General features: G+C 43.7%; 13 protein-coding genes. 12 read left to right on the top strand and 1 reads right to left on the bottom strand.

Annotated features, from left to right (window positions below; all coding sequences use genetic code 11):
• Positions 1 to 15 precede the first annotated feature (15 nt).
• Genes recR through ACE5CV_RS05145 form a run of 3 tightly spaced genes read left to right on the top strand, consistent with a single transcriptional unit; the run spans position 16 to position 2,277 of the window.
• A complete protein-coding gene (recR, locus tag ACE5CV_RS05155; protein ID WP_374949112.1) occupies positions 16 to 633 on the top strand; it encodes a recombination mediator RecR in 618 nt (205 codons plus the stop codon).
• Positions 634 to 635: 2 nt separating this feature from the next.
• Positions 636 to 1,478 carry a glycosyltransferase family 2 protein gene (locus ACE5CV_RS05150; protein WP_374949097.1) on the top strand — a complete coding sequence of 281 codons (843 nt, stop codon included), beginning with the start codon at positions 636 to 638 and terminating at the stop codon, positions 1,476 to 1,478.
• Positions 1,462 to 2,277 carry an SDR family oxidoreductase gene (locus ACE5CV_RS05145; RefSeq protein ID WP_374949096.1) on the top strand — a complete coding sequence of 272 codons (816 nt, stop codon included), beginning with the start codon at positions 1,462 to 1,464 and terminating at the stop codon, positions 2,275 to 2,277. The genes ACE5CV_RS05150 and ACE5CV_RS05145 overlap by 17 nt, the downstream gene beginning before the upstream one ends.
• Before the next feature lies 1 nt (position 2,278).
• On the opposite strand, the gene ACE5CV_RS05140 is transcribed toward ACE5CV_RS05145, so the two are convergent.
• Positions 2,279 to 3,220: an ion channel gene (locus ACE5CV_RS05140; protein ID WP_374949095.1), complete on the bottom strand. Its 942-nt coding sequence runs from the start codon at positions 3,218 to 3,220 to the stop codon at positions 2,279 to 2,281.
• 350 nt (positions 3,221 to 3,570) lie between these two features.
• Here ACE5CV_RS05140 and trpD point away from each other — a divergent pair, with 350 nt between their 5' ends.
• From trpD to ACE5CV_RS05095, 9 genes are all read left to right on the top strand, one after another.
• On the top strand, positions 3,571 to 4,560 hold the full coding sequence (gene trpD / locus ACE5CV_RS05135; protein WP_374949094.1) for an anthranilate phosphoribosyltransferase: 990 nt from the start codon (positions 3,571 to 3,573) through the stop codon (positions 4,558 to 4,560).
• A gap of 2 nt (positions 4,561 to 4,562) precedes the next feature.
• Positions 4,563 to 5,189, top strand: a complete 627-nt coding sequence (locus ACE5CV_RS05130; protein WP_374949093.1) for a phosphoribosylanthranilate isomerase — start codon at positions 4,563 to 4,565, stop codon at positions 5,187 to 5,189.
• On the top strand, positions 5,189 to 6,370 hold the full coding sequence (gene trpB / locus ACE5CV_RS05125) for a tryptophan synthase subunit beta (protein ID WP_374949092.1): 1,182 nt from the start codon (positions 5,189 to 5,191) through the stop codon (positions 6,368 to 6,370). The genes ACE5CV_RS05130 and trpB overlap by 1 nt, the downstream gene beginning before the upstream one ends.
• Before the next feature lie 155 nt (positions 6,371 to 6,525).
• The gene (locus ACE5CV_RS05120; RefSeq protein ID WP_374949091.1) at positions 6,526 to 8,952 is read left to right on the top strand and encodes an ABC transporter permease; all 2,427 of its coding nucleotides are present in this window, start codon (positions 6,526 to 6,528) and stop codon (positions 8,950 to 8,952) included.
• Positions 8,953 to 8,983: 31 nt separating this feature from the next.
• Positions 8,984 to 11,368 carry an ABC transporter permease gene (locus ACE5CV_RS05115; RefSeq protein WP_374949090.1) on the top strand — a complete coding sequence of 795 codons (2,385 nt, stop codon included), beginning with the start codon at positions 8,984 to 8,986 and terminating at the stop codon, positions 11,366 to 11,368.
• A gap of 276 nt (positions 11,369 to 11,644) precedes the next feature.
• Positions 11,645 to 12,322: an ABC transporter ATP-binding protein gene (locus ACE5CV_RS05110; RefSeq protein ID WP_374949089.1), complete on the top strand. Its 678-nt coding sequence runs from the start codon at positions 11,645 to 11,647 to the stop codon at positions 12,320 to 12,322.
• 13 nt (positions 12,323 to 12,335) lie between these two features.
• Positions 12,336 to 13,676 carry a TolC family protein gene (locus tag ACE5CV_RS05105; protein WP_374949088.1) on the top strand — a complete coding sequence of 447 codons (1,341 nt, stop codon included), beginning with the start codon at positions 12,336 to 12,338 and terminating at the stop codon, positions 13,674 to 13,676.
• A 113-nt stretch (positions 13,677 to 13,789) separates the two neighbouring features.
• The gene (locus tag ACE5CV_RS05100; protein ID WP_374949087.1) at positions 13,790 to 14,398 is read left to right on the top strand and encodes an outer membrane beta-barrel protein; all 609 of its coding nucleotides are present in this window, start codon (positions 13,790 to 13,792) and stop codon (positions 14,396 to 14,398) included.
• A 95-nt stretch (positions 14,399 to 14,493) separates the two neighbouring features.
• Positions 14,494 to 15,491, top strand: a 998-nt coding sequence (locus tag ACE5CV_RS05095; RefSeq protein WP_374949086.1) for a glycoside hydrolase family 9 protein, incomplete at its 3' end; no start/stop codon positions are given.

Genomic DNA, 15,491 nt, shown 5'->3' with positions numbered 1-15,491 from the left:
CTTACCTTTATAGCCATGAATTTTTCATCTAAGCTACTGGAGGATGCTGTTGCGGAGTTTGCAAAACTACCGGGGGTAGGGCAAAAAACGGCTTTGCGTTTAGTATTGCATTTGCTTAACCGCGATAAAGAGGAGGTAGCTAAATTTAGCTCGGCTATTAGCCGGTTGCGCAACGAGATACAATTTTGCCGAACCTGCCACAATATATCTGATCTTTCTGTGTGTGAGATCTGCTCATCGCACAAGCGCGATCATACTACTATTTGTGTGGTTGAAGATACCCGGGATGTTATGGCTATTGAAAATACCAACCAATATAATGGGGTGTACCATGTGCTCGGCGGTTTAATATCGCCTATGGACGGCATTGGCCCGGCCGATTTGCAGGTTGATACATTGATTGAAAGATTAAAAGATGATTCGGTTAAAGAAATAATTTTTGCCTTAAGCGCAACCATGGAAGGTGATACCACCATATTTTATTTACACAAGCGCTTAAAGCAATTTAATATAAATATCTCAACCATAGCCCGTGGCATAGCTTTTGGAGGTGAATTGGAGTATGTAGACGAGATTACGTTAGGACGATCTATCGTAACACGTGTACCGTACGAAAATTCATTATCCGGGTAAGTATGAAACTATCTGTCGTTGTAGTTAATCACAACATGTGTACGCTTTTAAAGCAAGGCCTGCCCACTTTAATTAGGGCTTGCAGAAGCATTGATTACGAGTTGATTGTGATTGATGATACATCTACAGATAGATCTGTTGCGATGTTGCAGAACGAGTTTCCGGAAGTAACAGTGATTCAAAACGAAAAGTTCGCAGGTATAGCCAAGTCACGGAATGCCGGTTTAGAGCAAGCTTGCGGTGAGTATGTTTTACTGGTCAATGCGGATACAATTAGCGGCAAAAAAACTTTAGAGAATATAGTTGATTTTATGGATCAGCACCCGGATGCCGGCGGCCTTGGCGTGAGGATGTTAACCCCGCGCGGTAACTTTTTAACAGAATCCCGCACAGGATTTGATAAAGCCTGGTCGCCAATTTTAAAGTTCACCGGCCTAGCGCGTTATTTTCCAAAATCCAGATTGTATAAATCAGATACAGACAGCTGGATAGAAGACGAGGAATTTGATATCACCGAGGTAGATGTGATCAACGGTGCGTTTATGCTGCTGCGCAGATCAGTATTACAGGAGGTAGGACTGATAGACGAACGTTTTAGCAGTTTCGGCCATGATATCGATCTGTCATTCCGTATCAGGCTGGCAGGTTACAAAAATTACTATTATCCAAAAACTTATATCCTGAACTTTGGCAAGCAGTTAAAGCCAAATTTTAGCTGGGCCTACATCAGGCAATTTTATGGTGCGATGATTATATTCGCAGCGAAGTATCTGTTCCACATGCCGGAGATAAAATTACCTGGCATCCCGAGGATCTTCGCCCCGAAATATGAGATTGAACAATAAAGTAGTAATTATAACCGGCGCATCTTCCGGAATTGGCAAAGCCCTCGCTTATCAATTTGCTTTACAGGGCGCCAATTTGGTTTTAGGTGCCCGCCAACATGTTACCTTGTGTGAAATTGCGCAGGATATTGAAAAACAAACACAAGCAAAGGCACTTGCTGTACAATGTGACGTAACTGTTGAGGCCGATTGCGCTGCCCTCATCAAACAAACTCTCCTTACTTTCGGGAAGATAGACATACTGATCAACAACGCGGGCATTAGTATGCGCGCTTTGTTTAAGGATGTTGAGCTGAATGTGCTTAAGTCATTAATGGATGTTAATTTTTGGGGCACTGTTTATTGTACCAGGTATGCATTGCCCGAAATAGTTAAGACACAGGGCAGCATTGTAGGCGTATCATCAATTGCCGGTTATAAAGGGCTGCCAGGCCGGGCCGGTTACTCCGCATCAAAATATGCCATGAACGGCTTTATGGATGCCCTGAGGGTAGAAAACCTTAAAACAGGTGTACACATCATGGTAGCTTGCCCCGGGTTTACGGCTTCTAACATCCGCAATACCGCGCTGGATAAAGACGGTACTCAACAGGGGGAAAGTACGCTGGAAGAAGATAAGATGATGACATCCGAAGAGGTGGCAAGGAAGATTGTCGACGGTGTCATCCATCGCAAACGCACTCTGGTCATGACCTTCCAGGGAAAACTGACCGTTTTGCTTAGCAAATTTTTACCGGCATTTTTAGATAAACAGGTTTACAAAGTATTTGCCAGGGAGAAGAATGCGCTGCTAAAATAGCTTAAAACTTCTCGAACTTATTTATTTTACTCATATCCAAAGTTATACGGCCGGTATCATCTCTATCAAACATCGGGATAAACCTGGCATCCCAAACCATATCACAATATTGATAAGAGGTACGGGAGTGTACCGTTTGCGAAAACGTATCGTCAAAGGCTTTTAGCAAAACAGAAAAGGATGCCTGTGTACGATCAAGCTCTTCTGGAGTAGCTTCGGCAAGGGGGCTGTTTGCATCCAAAGGGTGTACTATCGTCCAGTTAAGTGTTAGGATGCTCACATCACTGCGTTCCAGCTCTAAGGGGAAAAACTTCCTTACAGGTTTCCCGTCAATCATTTCGTTGTATGAAAATATCACCTCGATGTGCAGGTCGATCAGCACGTTGCGCCTCAGGTTTGATATGCGGAACATCAATCCCTTTCCGTTTTCTTTATACGGGCTGATGAGGACATTATTACTGTAAACTATTTTAGCAGTTGGGCGCGAGAAACGGCCGTAAAGCAAACCTGTGGCCAAAGCAAACGCCAGCAAACCCAACATTGATTCGATAGCCGCGATGCTGTTAGCTACGACGCCATGCGGGCTGATATGCCCGTACCCAACTGTTGATATGGTTTGTGCCGAAAAGAAGAACGCGTCGAGGAAATGACTAAGCCCGTTACTGCCACTGGCTCCATCAAGGCTATCGGCCCCAATGAGCACGTAGAGGGATGCAAATACAAGGTTTACGATAAGGTAGCCGCTCAATATAACCACCCAAAACCGGCCCCAGCTCATTTTAATTAGGGTGTGGTAATTATCGGCTGTGTTGAAAGGGGAGAGGCCTTTACGGCGTACGTTGACAGAACCATCTTTATTGATAAGCGGCTGGCTTTTGATAACCGGCTGCGGGCCAAAGCCCAGATCATTTTGAGGGTCTACCTTTTGTTCGCGTATGGCCATTGTTGGTTATTATATTGCAAAGCTATTAAAGTTAAGATATATTCACTTGTGCTGATCGATAAGCATAACCCCTGGCGCAACATTTGAATCCTGTAAAAATATCAATCTGCTTGCTTTTAGTGAAAACTATTTCCATATTTGCCAATCAAAATGCAAACAGTAAACAACAATTGGTGGTGGCTTAACGAGAAATCGTAAGGCAGCCGCATTTTTTGTTTTTAGATATACAAAAGGGTTGCCACATGGTAACCCTTTTTTCGTTATTGCAAATCCTATTACAGGGTAAAGCATTTAAAATTAACAACCAATATTAACTTCAGTACCGCCCATCAGGGGCCGGGAGGTAGCTTATGAAACAGATACTTAATCATCTATTCGAACATAAAACATTTAGCCGCGAGCAGTCAAAAGAAATTTTGATAAATATCGCTTTGGGTAAATACAATAACGCCCAAATGGCGGCCTTTATGACGGCTTATTGTATGCGTAGTATTACTGTCAATGAGTTGGAAGGCTTTCGCGATGCCATGTTAGAACTTTGCCTGCCGGTAAACTTGGAAAACGGCGAACTGATTGACCTTTGCGGCACCGGGGGTGATGGTAAAGACACTTTCAACATCTCCACCCTGGCATCGTTCGTTGTGGCTGGCGCGGGTTATAAGGTAGCCAAACACGGTAATTACGGGGTTTCATCAGGTTGTGGTTCATCAAACGTTATGGAGCATTTGGGTTACGTGTTTACTAACAATACAGATGCCTTAAAGCGCAGTATGGATAAGGCGAACATCTGCTTTTTGCATGCCCCGCTTTTCCACCCCGCTATGAAAACCGTTGCGCCAATCCGCCGCGAGTTGGGCGTAAAAACATTTTTTAATATGCTTGGCCCGTTGGTTAATCCGGCTAAGCCGCAAAACCAGATGGTTGGGGTATTTAATTTAGAATTGGCGCGGGTTTATGCGTACTTATATCAAAAGTCGGGAATTAGATATACTATCCTTAATGCACTGGATGGTTATGATGAAATCTCGCTTACTTGCGATTTTAAAACTTTTTCTGCCGAAGGCGAAAAGATCAACAGTATTGAGGCCCTGGGCTTTACAAAACTAAACGAGGATGAAATTACAGGCGGACATACGGTAAGCGATTCGGCAGATATTTTTACGAAGGTGCTAAATGACGAAGCATCTACCGCGCAGATCAGTGTTGTGTTAAGCAATGCTGCCATGGCTATAAAAACTATTGCGCCCCACAAAAGCTTTGCCGACTGTTTCTATGAAGCAGAGGAGTCGTTAGTCAGCAAAAATGCATTGAAGAGCTTTAAAACTTTAATAGCTAACTAAGTATGAAAATTAAAGTATGCGGGTTGAAGTTTCCGGATAACATTGAAGCTGTCGAGGCATTGCACCCCGATTATATGGGCTTTATACTATATGGGCAATCACCCCGCTTTATAGGCAACCCGGATGAATTCTTTTTAGATAATATTAGTGCAGATATAACTAAGACCGGCGTTTTTGTGAATGAGCACGAAGATGCCATTAGTAAGCTTATTTACAAATACAAACTGGATGCTATACAGCTGCATGGCGCGGAGAGCCCTGAATTTTGCGACCTGTTCAGGCACGAAGTACAGGTGATCAAAGCTTTTGGTGTAGATGAGGCTTTTGATTTCGATATGTTAAAGGCCTATCAGAACAATGTCGACTTTTTCCTGTTCGATACCAAAACGGCAGTTCACGGTGGTTCTGGAGAAACATTTGACTGGAAGGTACTTAACGGATATAAACTGGATATTCCCTTCTTTTTATCGGGCGGGTTAAGTCTGGACAATTTAAACGAGATCAAAAAGATCAGCCACCCCATGTTTTACGGGGTTGATCTGAACAGCCGGTTTGAACTATCACCGGGATTAAAGGACATACAGAAGCTGAACAGGGCTTTTGACTTAATAAACGAGACACAAGGATAATGAAGTACGGAGTTAACGAACAAGGCTATTACGGTGATTTTGGCGGGGCCTACATTCCCGAAATGTTGTACCCTAATGTGGAGGAGCTAAGGCAACAATATATCAAGATCATTAACGATGATGCCTTTAAGGCGGAGTTTAATCAGCTAATGCGCGATTATGTGGGCAGGCCTTCGCCTTTGTACCATGCTAAGCGCTATTCTGAAAAATACGGCGCAAACATTTTCTTTAAGCGTGAGGACCTTAACCATACCGGTTCGCATAAAATAAATAATGCCATAGGCCAGATACTGCTGGCCGAACGCCTGGGCAAAAAACGCATCATCGCCGAAACCGGTGCAGGGCAGCACGGCGTTGCTACGGCCACCGTTTGCGCACTTAAGGGCATTGAGTGTGTGGTGTATATGGGTGAGGTAGATATGAAACGCCAGGCACCTAACGTAGCCCGTATGAAAATGCTCGGTGCAAAAGTAGTCCCGGCAACATCGGGCAGTAAAACCTTAAAGGATGCCACCAACGAGGCCCTGCGCGATTGGATAGGCAACCCCGTTGATACGCATTATATTATCGGTTCGGTGGTGGGGCCGTACCCATATCCGGATATGGTGGCAAAGTTCCAGTCTATTATCTCTGAGGAAACCAAAAAACAATTGCTGGAACAAACCGGTAACGAACTGCCTCAGTTTGTGATGGCTTGCGTTGGTGGTGGTAGTAATGCAATGGGTATGTTTTATCATTTTTTGGATGACGAAGATGTAAAACTGATAGCCGTTGAAGCGGCAGGTAAAGGCGTTAACAGCGGCCATTCGGCTGCCACTACTTTTCTGGGTCGTGAGGGTGTTTTGCACGGCAGCCGCACCATCTTAATGCAAAGCGACGATGGGCAGGTTATAGAGCCTTATTCTATCTCTGCCGGACTGGATTATCCGGGCATAGGCCCGCAGCACGCGCACTTGTTTAAAATTAACAGGGCTACTTATGTGAGTATAACCGACGAGGAATCGTTGAATGCCGGCTTACTTTGCTCGCAGATGGAAGGAATCATCCCCGCTATTGAAACGGCACATGCTTTGGCTTATTTGGAGAAGATGACATTTCAAAAAGACGATAATGTGGTGATCTGCCTATCCGGAAGGGGAGATAAAGATCTGGCTACTTACATAGACCACTTCGGCTTTTAGTGCTGCATCACTAAAAGCAATTGTATCGGAACCGAACACATACTGTTACACTTACGAACATATTGCCGTCTTGCTAATCTATGCAATGATCTCATTATAAGTGATTTATATTTATGGTACATGTTTTAACTTAGTTTAGGCCTAATGCCATAACTATGTTAAAGAACTACTTTAAAATTGCCTGGAGAAACATTGTCCGCCATAAAGGATATTCTCTTATAAATATATCCGGTTTAAGTGTGGGCATTGCTGCCTGCCTGCTCATTTTCGTTGTATTACAATTCGAATTAAGTTTCAACAAGAGTTTCGAAGGCTATAAAAACATTTACCATTTTATAACAGAGCAGCACCAGGACGAGGGTACCACCTATAACCCCGGCACATCGCCGCCGGCTATCAATGCCCTTCGGAATGATTTTCCGCAGATCAAATTTGCTGCCGTCAACTCCAGCTATGGCAGCCAGTTAACCGTGCCCGGCAATGATGCTAACGATCTTTCCGGTGCTAAAAAGTTTACCGAGCCGGTTGGCGTTTTCTTTATGGAACCGCAGTTCTTCGACATTTTTAGCTCACAGTGGTTAACGGGCAATAAGGATGTATTATCACAACCGAATATGGTAGTGATCGATAAAAGCACGGCAACAAAATACTTCGGCGATTGGAAAGATGTAGTAGGCCGTACCCTTAAAATGGATAATGTGCTTACCCTTAAAGTGGCCGGCGTTGTGGCTGATGCACCTACCAACAGCGATTTCCCCTTAAAAGTGATGGTATCTTATATCACCTGGAAACAACATCCTAAAGATTATGGCTATGCCGACAGCTGGGACAACACCAGCAGCAATAACCAGATCTTTTTAAAATTGCCTGAAAATATAGCGGCTAACCAGCTAACAAAACAACTGGTACCATTTACCAAAAAGTATGTGGAGGCTAAAGGGCGCAGGGATAGCCGCGTACACGTTTTACAGCCACTTACCGATCTGCATTTTGATACTCGCGTAGGTAATACCCTTGGCGATCATCTTACCAGTAAAAGCACGCTGCGTACGCTATCATTCATAGCTGTGCTGATCATCGTAATGGCTTCCATTAATTTTATTAATTTGTCTACAGCTCAATCAGTGGGGCGGTCTAAAGAAGTAGGCATCCGGAAGGTTTTGGGCAGCACTCGTAAACAACTCATCGCGCAGGTAATCGGCGAAACAAGTTTAGTGGTTTTATTTTCCGTTTTATTAGCAATCGCAATTGCAAAAATAGCTTTGCCATATTTAAAACACATCGCCAGCGTACCGGATAACATCGGCTTGTTTAGCCTGGGCACTGTATTATTCCTTATTGTAACCATGGTTTTGGTAATATTGCTTTCGGGCATTTACCCTGCATTGGTCGTATCCGGCTTTAAGCCGGTACTGGCCATCAAAAACAAGATCACAGCTGCTTCCATTGGCGGCATCCCGCTGCGCAGAGCATTGGTAGTTGCACAATTCGCAATAGCTCAGCTGCTGATCATCGGTACCCTGGTTGCTGTAAATCAAATGAACTTTGTAAACCAGGCCGACTTAGGTTTTAACAAAAACGCTATTTTAGTTTTGCCTGGTTATACGGATAGTATCAGCCTGAGTAAACTGGATGCATTTAAACAGCAGCTCCTGCAAAAGCCGGGGGTAAAATCGGTTAGCTTTTCTTCCGATCCGCCATCGTCAGATAATAATTGGGGACAAAATTTTTACTTCAATCGTTCAGAAAAAGATCTTGCTTACGTAACCTTCTTAAAATACGGCGATGCAGATTATTTTAAAACCTACGGGATGAAATTTGCAGCCGGTAAAGGTTATGACCAGGCCGACACTACAAGGCAGGCAGTAGTAAACGAAACCTTTATACACAAGCTGGGCATCCAAAAAGCTGAAGATGCCATTGGCAAGGATGTTAAACTGGGCAGCGGCCGCTGGGTGCCGATTGTTGGTGTGGTTAAGGATTTCAAAACCAACTCGCTACGTGATGCGGTTAAACCAATCGTTATCACAGCCCGGAAAAAATTTGAATCACAGGCTGCGGTAAAGATAGAAACACGCAACCTAAGCACTACTGTGGCCGATATTAGGTCTACATGGGAGGCAACCTATCCGGAATACGCCTATAACGGCTATTTCCTTGATGAAAATATTGCCAAATTTTACCAGCAGGAAAACCAACTGGCGCTTGTTTACAAGATCTTTGCTATCATAGCCATTTTTATATCGTGCCTTGGCTTATATGGGTTGGTATCGTTCATGGCCGTACAGCGCACTAAAGAGGTTGGTGTACGTAAAGTACTGGGTGCTTCGGTATTCAGTATTGTTATGCTCTTCTCAAAAGAGTTTATGATCCTTATTGCCATATCCTTTTTTATTGCAATGCCGGCCGCCTGGTATATGATGAGCGAGTGGCTGCAAAATTTTGCCTACCGCATCCCGCTTACTGCTGGTGTATTTGTACTGGCCATTGTCGGGTGTATCGGAATTGCCTGGATCACCGTTGGCTACAAGGCCGTGCGTGCAGCATTGGTAAACCCTGTTAAAAGTTTAAAAAGCGAATAAAGAAACCTTAACCTAACCTTATCACAATTTTATGCTTAAAAATCATTTTAAAATAGCCTTACGAAACCTGTGGCGGCACCGCGGATTTTCGTTCATCAACATTACCGGCCTCTCTGTAGGGATAACCGCTTGCTTTTTTATGTTCATGTACGTAGCTTTTGAATTAAGTTATGACAAGTTTCACACCAAGGTCGACCGAATTTACCGGGTGGTTACCGATCTTAAAACACCGTCGGAAACGCTGAAAATAGACGTTACCTCCTGGGCGTTTGCACCCAATCTTAAAGATGAATTTCCGGAGATAGAATCATTTGTACGCTTAGGCGGCGGCGGCTTTTTGGTGAAAAAAGATAACATCAAATTTCAGGAAGAACAAACCTTATGCGCGGATTCCTCCTTTTTTAAGGTGTTCGATTTTAAGTTGTTGAAGGGCAATCCAAAAACTGCATTAAACGCGCAAATGAGCGTTGTTTTTTCGGAGACTACCGCTAAAAAGTATTTTGGCGATCAGAACCCTCTTGGCCAAACGGTTTTGCTGACAGGCGACAACATCCCTGCTACGGTCACAGGTATAATGCAGGATTTCCCTGCTAATTCGCAAATTAAAGCAGATATGCTGGTTTCCATGTCGTCTTTAACAGAGCGTTTTAGAAAAGGGGTAGACAAAGAGTGGAGCAACTATGGTGTAACATCCTACTTGCTGCTAAAGCCCGGCGTGGATGCTAATGTACTCGAAAAGAAATTCCCTGCCTTTTTTGACAAGCGCAACGGAGTGGAGCAACGGAAGATCCAGATGTTCCCCACCCTGCACCTGGAGCCTATGAAAGATGTGTACCTTTACAGTAAACGTGGCGGGCAGGAAACCGGCAGTATAAGCAATGTTTATACCTTCGGTATTGTTGCCACTTTCATTTTATTAATAGCGTGCATCAACTTTATTAACCTGACCACCGCCCGGTCTGTAGAGCGCGCGAAAGAAGTGGGTATCCGTAAGGTAGTAGGTGCGGCAAAAGGCGAACTGGCGGGCCAGTTTATTGGCGAAACGGTTGTGCTTTGTTTAATGGCATTTGTAATTACGGTAATACTATCGGTACTGCTGTTACCATTATTTAACCAGCTTTCCGGCAAAATCGTTAGTCCGGGAATATTCAGTTCGCCCTGGTCCGTGATCATTTTGTTTGTAGCTTCTATAAGCATAGGTCTACTGGCCGGAATTTACCCGGCATTGGTATTATCGTCATTTAAACCGGTAATGGTGTTAAAAGGCCGGTTCTCTACCGGAACTAAGGGTACCATGTTACGGAAGAGCCTGGTTGTAGCCCAATTCAGTATTTCTATAGCGTTGATCATCGGTACGATAATCGTGTATAATCAGATGGATTTTATGCGCAACCGTGATCTGGGTTTTACCAAAGACCAGGTTGTGGTGTTAGATACCAATAACGACCCAGGCAAAGATGCATTTAAACAAACTATAGCCTCGCTGCCGGGAGTAAAATCTGTCACCACATCATCCTCCATACCCGGTGGTGGTAATGCCGGCGCCTACTCAGAGATCGAAAACAGCAAAGGTGACCTGCAGGTGGCGAATCTTGACCTGTACTTTGTAGATTTTGACTACATCAACCAATTTAAAATAAAAATGGTTGCCGGCAGGCCTTTTCAAAGGGAATTTATGAATACCGATACCGCGCAGGCCATGGTGCTTAACGAAGAAGCCGTACGGTTATTCGGCTACAGATCGCCGCAACAGGCAATAGGCAAGCGCTTTAAACAATGGGGCCGCGAAGGCAAAATAGTTGGGGTGATGAAAGATTTTCACTTCCGCTCGTTACAGGAAAAGATCACACCGCTTAGCATGCGGGTAGAATTGAAAAACCTAAACCTGATATCGGTAAAAGTATCGGGCAGTAACGTTAATGGCACCCTTGCAGCTATTGAAAGTAAATGGAAACAAATATTGCCTAACAGGCCCTACAGTTATTTCTTTCTGGATGAATTCTTTGACAGGCAATACCGAGCAGAACAGCGTTTTGGAAAGCTGTTCTTCAACTTCTCTATCCTGGCCATTGCTATATCATGCTTAGGCTTATTAGGTTTGGCATCATACAGTACTTACCAGCGCACCCGAGAGATCGGTATCCGTAAAGTGTTGGGGGCGTCTACATCCGGTATCGTCAACATGCTCTCTATGGATTTTATGAAATTGGTTTTGATATCATTCTTCATAGCCACACCGGTTGCATGGTATTTTATGCACAAGTGGCTGCAGGATTTCGCCTATCGAATTGATATTCAGTGGTGGGTGTTTGTTGTAGCCGGTATTCTGGCCCTGCTGGTGGCTATCACGACAATTAGTTTCCAGGCCATTAAAGCGGCACTCACCAACCCTGTTAAAAGTTTAAGAAGCGAATAACAAAAAGCCGAATATCAGAAGCCAGGAATTAAGACATCAGTACTTATTTCCTGGCTTTTTGATTTAGAAAGCATTTGCCTGCCAGCTATTGCCGAACAACTGTATCAATACCGTACGCACGTTGTACATAAGCGAACAGTGCACTTTGAATAGATGTATGTATATATTTGATAATCAATGTGTTAAAATTTTGGTATGTTATTGATATATAAATTCACAAATCAATTAAGAAATTGCGACCAGTAAACAACAATTCATTAATCTTAAACCAATAAAATGTTATCACTTCAGCATATTTCAAAGTATTACCAGGTTGGCGGCAATAAAAATTTTGTGATCAATGATATCAGTCTTGACGTAGAAGAAGGTGAGTTTGTATCCATAATGGGCCCATCAGGCTCCGGCAAATCAACCTTGTTAAATATCATAGGGATGTTAGACGAACCATCGACAGGGTACCATTACTTTGTTGATCAGCCCGTACATCAGCTGAAAGAGAAACAGCGCGCTGCCCTTTATAAACAGTACATCGGGTTTGTTTTTCAGGCATATCACCTGATAGACGAGCTTAATGTTTATGAAAACATCGAAACACCGCTGATCTATCAGGACGTTAAAAGTGCTGAACGTAAAGCCATGGTTGCCGATATGTTGGACCGTTTTAACATTGTTGGCAAAAAGGACCTGTTCCCGGCCCAATTGTCTGGCGGGCAGCAGCAGCTGGTGGGTATTGCCCGGGCGCTGATAGCCAAACCTAAACTACTATTAGCCGATGAGCCAACCGGAAACTTAAATTCTAAACAGGGCGAAGAGATCATGGAATTGTTCCGCAAGCTTAACAAAGAAGATGGAGTTACGATCATCCAGGTAACCCACTCCGAAAAAAATGCCGAATACGGATCGCGTATCATTAACCTGCTGGATGGAAGGGTTGAATCTTCCAAAAAATTCTGAACTACAACAAACAATGCGATATTTTAAATACCTAGTTTTTGGCCTGGCCTTAGCCGCACCTGCTTTTGCGCATAGCCAAACTACCGATACCACACTTAGTTTACAGCAATGTATCGACATTGCCATTAAGAACAACCTGGATGTTAAAAAGAGTGAACTGCAATTAGCGACGGCTAAGGTGAACGCTAACCAGGCTAAAGAATATCTTCTGCCGACCATCAACGGCCAGGTTGACCACAGTATCAGCAATGGCCGTGGCATCGACCCATCAACCAACACGTACTTGAATCAGTCGTTTAAATCGGGAAACTATAAGTTAAACAGCGACCTGACTTTATTTAGCGGTTTGCAAAACCTTAATAACATCAAGCAAACGTCGTTAGCCTACCAGGCAGGCCGGATGGATTTTCAGCAGGCAAAAGACCAGGTAACCATAAATGTGATCACCGCTTATTTGATGGTGCTTGATAATACAGAGTTATTGAACCAGGTTAAAAATCAACTTGCTGTTTCTAAACAACAGGTAAGCCGTTTGCAGATCCTGGAAAAGGAGGGGGCCAACAAAACCCCGCAAGACCTTTCAGATCTGAAGGGCCAGTATGCCGATAACCAGCTCGCCGTAGTTAATACCGGCAATACCCTCAAAACATCCAAACTTAACTTGCTTCAGATCCTCAATATCCCCTATAGCGACAGGGTAGGGTTAGAGGCGCTTAATGCCGAATCGTTATCAAAGCAAACCCCAAACTCTGCCGATCAGGTTTACAACGTTGCTTTAAATCAACTGGCATACATAAAAGCCGCCACTTTAAGACGCCAAAGTGCCGAGAAGGGAGTGAGCGTAGCACGGGGCGCATTATCGCCAACCATATCGTTGTTTGGCGGGTTATCTACCAACATATCCAGTTCGCTGCAAATAGCGGGACAAACCCAAAGCTACTACGACCAGTTTAAAAATAACTATGGTACCAATGTTGGGATTAGCTTGCGTGTGCCAATCCTTAATTATTTCCAAACACGTAATAAGGTAACGCTGGCTAAGATACAATTGCAAAACACCGTTTATGTGGAGCAAACTACAAAGGTGCAATTAAGGCAAAATGTCGAGCAGGCTTATCTGAACATGACATCGGCATACGAGCGGTTTAATGTACTTACGTCACAGGTTGAGGCTTACACCGAGTCATTCCGAACAGCAGAGATCAGGTTTAACGCTGGTGTGCTCAATTCAGTTGAATTTGTAATTGCCAAAAATAATTTAGATCGCTCCAAATTCAACCTTATCAACGCCCGGTACGATTGCTACATCTACAATAAAATTTTAGATTACTATCAGGGCAAATTAACCCTCTAAAATTGTTGAATATCTGAATGCCCGGTTTGCCAGTGCAGGCCGGGCATTGCTATTTTACCCTTCCAATCCACACAATTTTGTACTTTTGATGTTTACCTAGAAAATACGAACCTATGAAAAAATTATTCCTTGCATTTTCCATATTTATGGCAGCGGCCACTGTGTCGCAAGCGCAAATTATCCCAAGTATACAAGCCGGTTTAAAAGGCGGTATCAATTTAAGCAGCTTATCTAACTCAACCAGTACCTTTAACAGCAGCAACCGCGCAGGTTACCTGGGTGGTATTTGGGCACGTTTTGGCGCACTCGGCTTTAACTTTCAGCCGGAGGTTTATGTTACCAGTAAAAACGTTGATATTAATAACAGTACACAAAAAATATCGTCTGCAAAATTTACCAGCATTGATGTTCCCCTGCTTTTTGGCGGTAAGATTGGTGCATTCGGTTTTGGCGGCAGGTTTTATGCAGGCCCGTTGTTTTCCTTCGCAATAGATAAGAAAAACAACTTCGGTACCGCAGTAAGCAGCGCTACCCGCTTCGATTACAAAGACTCTAATATCGCATTAACCGCCGGTGCAGGTGTAGATATCCGTAAAATCTCTATCGATCTGCGCTATGAAGCCGGCTTGTCAAAGCAAAACTATCATGAGGGGGCAAGCAACACAGACTATAAAACACGTGTAAGCCTGTTCAACTTGAGTTTGGCTTACGCATTTTTGTAATCACACAATTAAGAGCTTAAGGCCCTTGCAAATGCAGGGGCTTTTTTCGTTTATAGTTGGTTATTATTTTATATTTAGCTGCCAATTATAATCTGATGAATGTTAAAGTCTTTAAATCCGTTGCGTTAACAGCAATAAGTTTCATAGTTACATTTTACTCCGTCAACGCCAGTGCGCAAAGTGAAACAGGCACAAACTCTATCCGTCTTAACCAGATAGGTTTTTATCCTAATGCTACTAAAATTGCAATTATTACCAACGCAGGTAAAGGTGACTTCTACATCCGGACATTAAACAAAAAAACGGTCTTTACCGGACAGTCAAAGCCTGCCGCACAGCTCACATTTGGAGGTAAGCAAATCGCCGTGGCCGATTTTACTGCATTTGCAAAAAATGGAACGTACCTGGTGTATATTCCTTTATCCGGCTACTCGTATCCTTTTACAATTGCCCCTTCTATTCACAAATCAGTTGCAGGAGGATCAATCAAAGCATTTTACTACCAGCGGGCATCTGTCGAACTAATACAGAAGTATGCAGGTAAATGGCACAGGGCAGCAGGGCACCCGGATAACAGGGTGTTAATTCACTCATCCGCGGCGACTGCACAACGTCCCGAGAGTACTGTAGTATCTGCCTCTGGCGGATGGTATGATGCCGGCGACTACAATAAGTACATCGTAAACAGTGGCATCAGCACAGCAACTCTTCTGTCGCTTTATGAAGATTTTCCGGATCATATGAAAACCGTTAGATTGAATATTCCGGAAAGCGACAACCAGATACCTGATGTACTCGATGAAGTATTATGGAACCTGAGATGGATGCTGATGATGCAAGACCCTAATGACGGCGGGGTTTACCATAAATTGACCAATGCACGGTTTGATGGTATGATAATGCCGGAAAAAGCCATAGAAACACGGTATGTGGTACAGAAGAGTACAGCAGCTACACTTGATTTTGCTGCCGTTACTGCACAGGCTGCGCGGATCTTCGCCAGGTTTCGCGGACAACTGCCGGGACTTGCCGATTCATGCCTCAAAGCTTCGGAACTGGCTTATACCTGGGCTTCCAAAAACCCTGATGTAAT

It is taken from the genome of Mucilaginibacter sp. (assembly GCF_964263795.1).
Classification (GTDB): Bacteria; Bacteroidota; Bacteroidia; order Sphingobacteriales; family Sphingobacteriaceae; genus Mucilaginibacter.
This window is presented reverse-complemented; position numbering and strand designations above follow the sequence as displayed.

What these genes read in the sequence shown, in the direction of transcription:
- recR (WP_374949112.1), top strand. Translation starts at nt 16, where the DNA reads ATGAATTTTTCATCTAAGCTACTGGAGGATGCTGTTGCGGAGTTTGCA.
- ACE5CV_RS05150 (WP_374949097.1), top strand. Translation starts at nt 636, where the DNA reads ATGAAACTATCTGTCGTTGTAGTTAATCACAACATGTGTACGCTTTTA.
- ACE5CV_RS05145 (WP_374949096.1), top strand. Translation starts at nt 1,462, where the DNA reads ATGAGATTGAACAATAAAGTAGTAATTATAACCGGCGCATCTTCCGGA.
- ACE5CV_RS05140 (WP_374949095.1), bottom strand. Translation starts at nt 3,220, where the DNA reads ATGGCCATACGCGAACAAAAGGTAGACCCTCAAAATGATCTGGGCTTT.
- trpD (WP_374949094.1), top strand. Translation starts at nt 3,571, where the DNA reads ATGAAACAGATACTTAATCATCTATTCGAACATAAAACATTTAGCCGC.
- ACE5CV_RS05130 (WP_374949093.1), top strand. Translation starts at nt 4,563, where the DNA reads ATGAAAATTAAAGTATGCGGGTTGAAGTTTCCGGATAACATTGAAGCT.
- trpB (WP_374949092.1), top strand. Translation starts at nt 5,189, where the DNA reads ATGAAGTACGGAGTTAACGAACAAGGCTATTACGGTGATTTTGGCGGG.
- ACE5CV_RS05120 (WP_374949091.1), top strand. Translation starts at nt 6,526, where the DNA reads ATGTTAAAGAACTACTTTAAAATTGCCTGGAGAAACATTGTCCGCCAT.
- ACE5CV_RS05115 (WP_374949090.1), top strand. Translation starts at nt 8,984, where the DNA reads ATGCTTAAAAATCATTTTAAAATAGCCTTACGAAACCTGTGGCGGCAC.
- ACE5CV_RS05110 (WP_374949089.1), top strand. Translation starts at nt 11,645, where the DNA reads ATGTTATCACTTCAGCATATTTCAAAGTATTACCAGGTTGGCGGCAAT.
- ACE5CV_RS05105 (WP_374949088.1), top strand. Translation starts at nt 12,336, where the DNA reads ATGCGATATTTTAAATACCTAGTTTTTGGCCTGGCCTTAGCCGCACCT.
- ACE5CV_RS05100 (WP_374949087.1), top strand. Translation starts at nt 13,790, where the DNA reads ATGAAAAAATTATTCCTTGCATTTTCCATATTTATGGCAGCGGCCACT.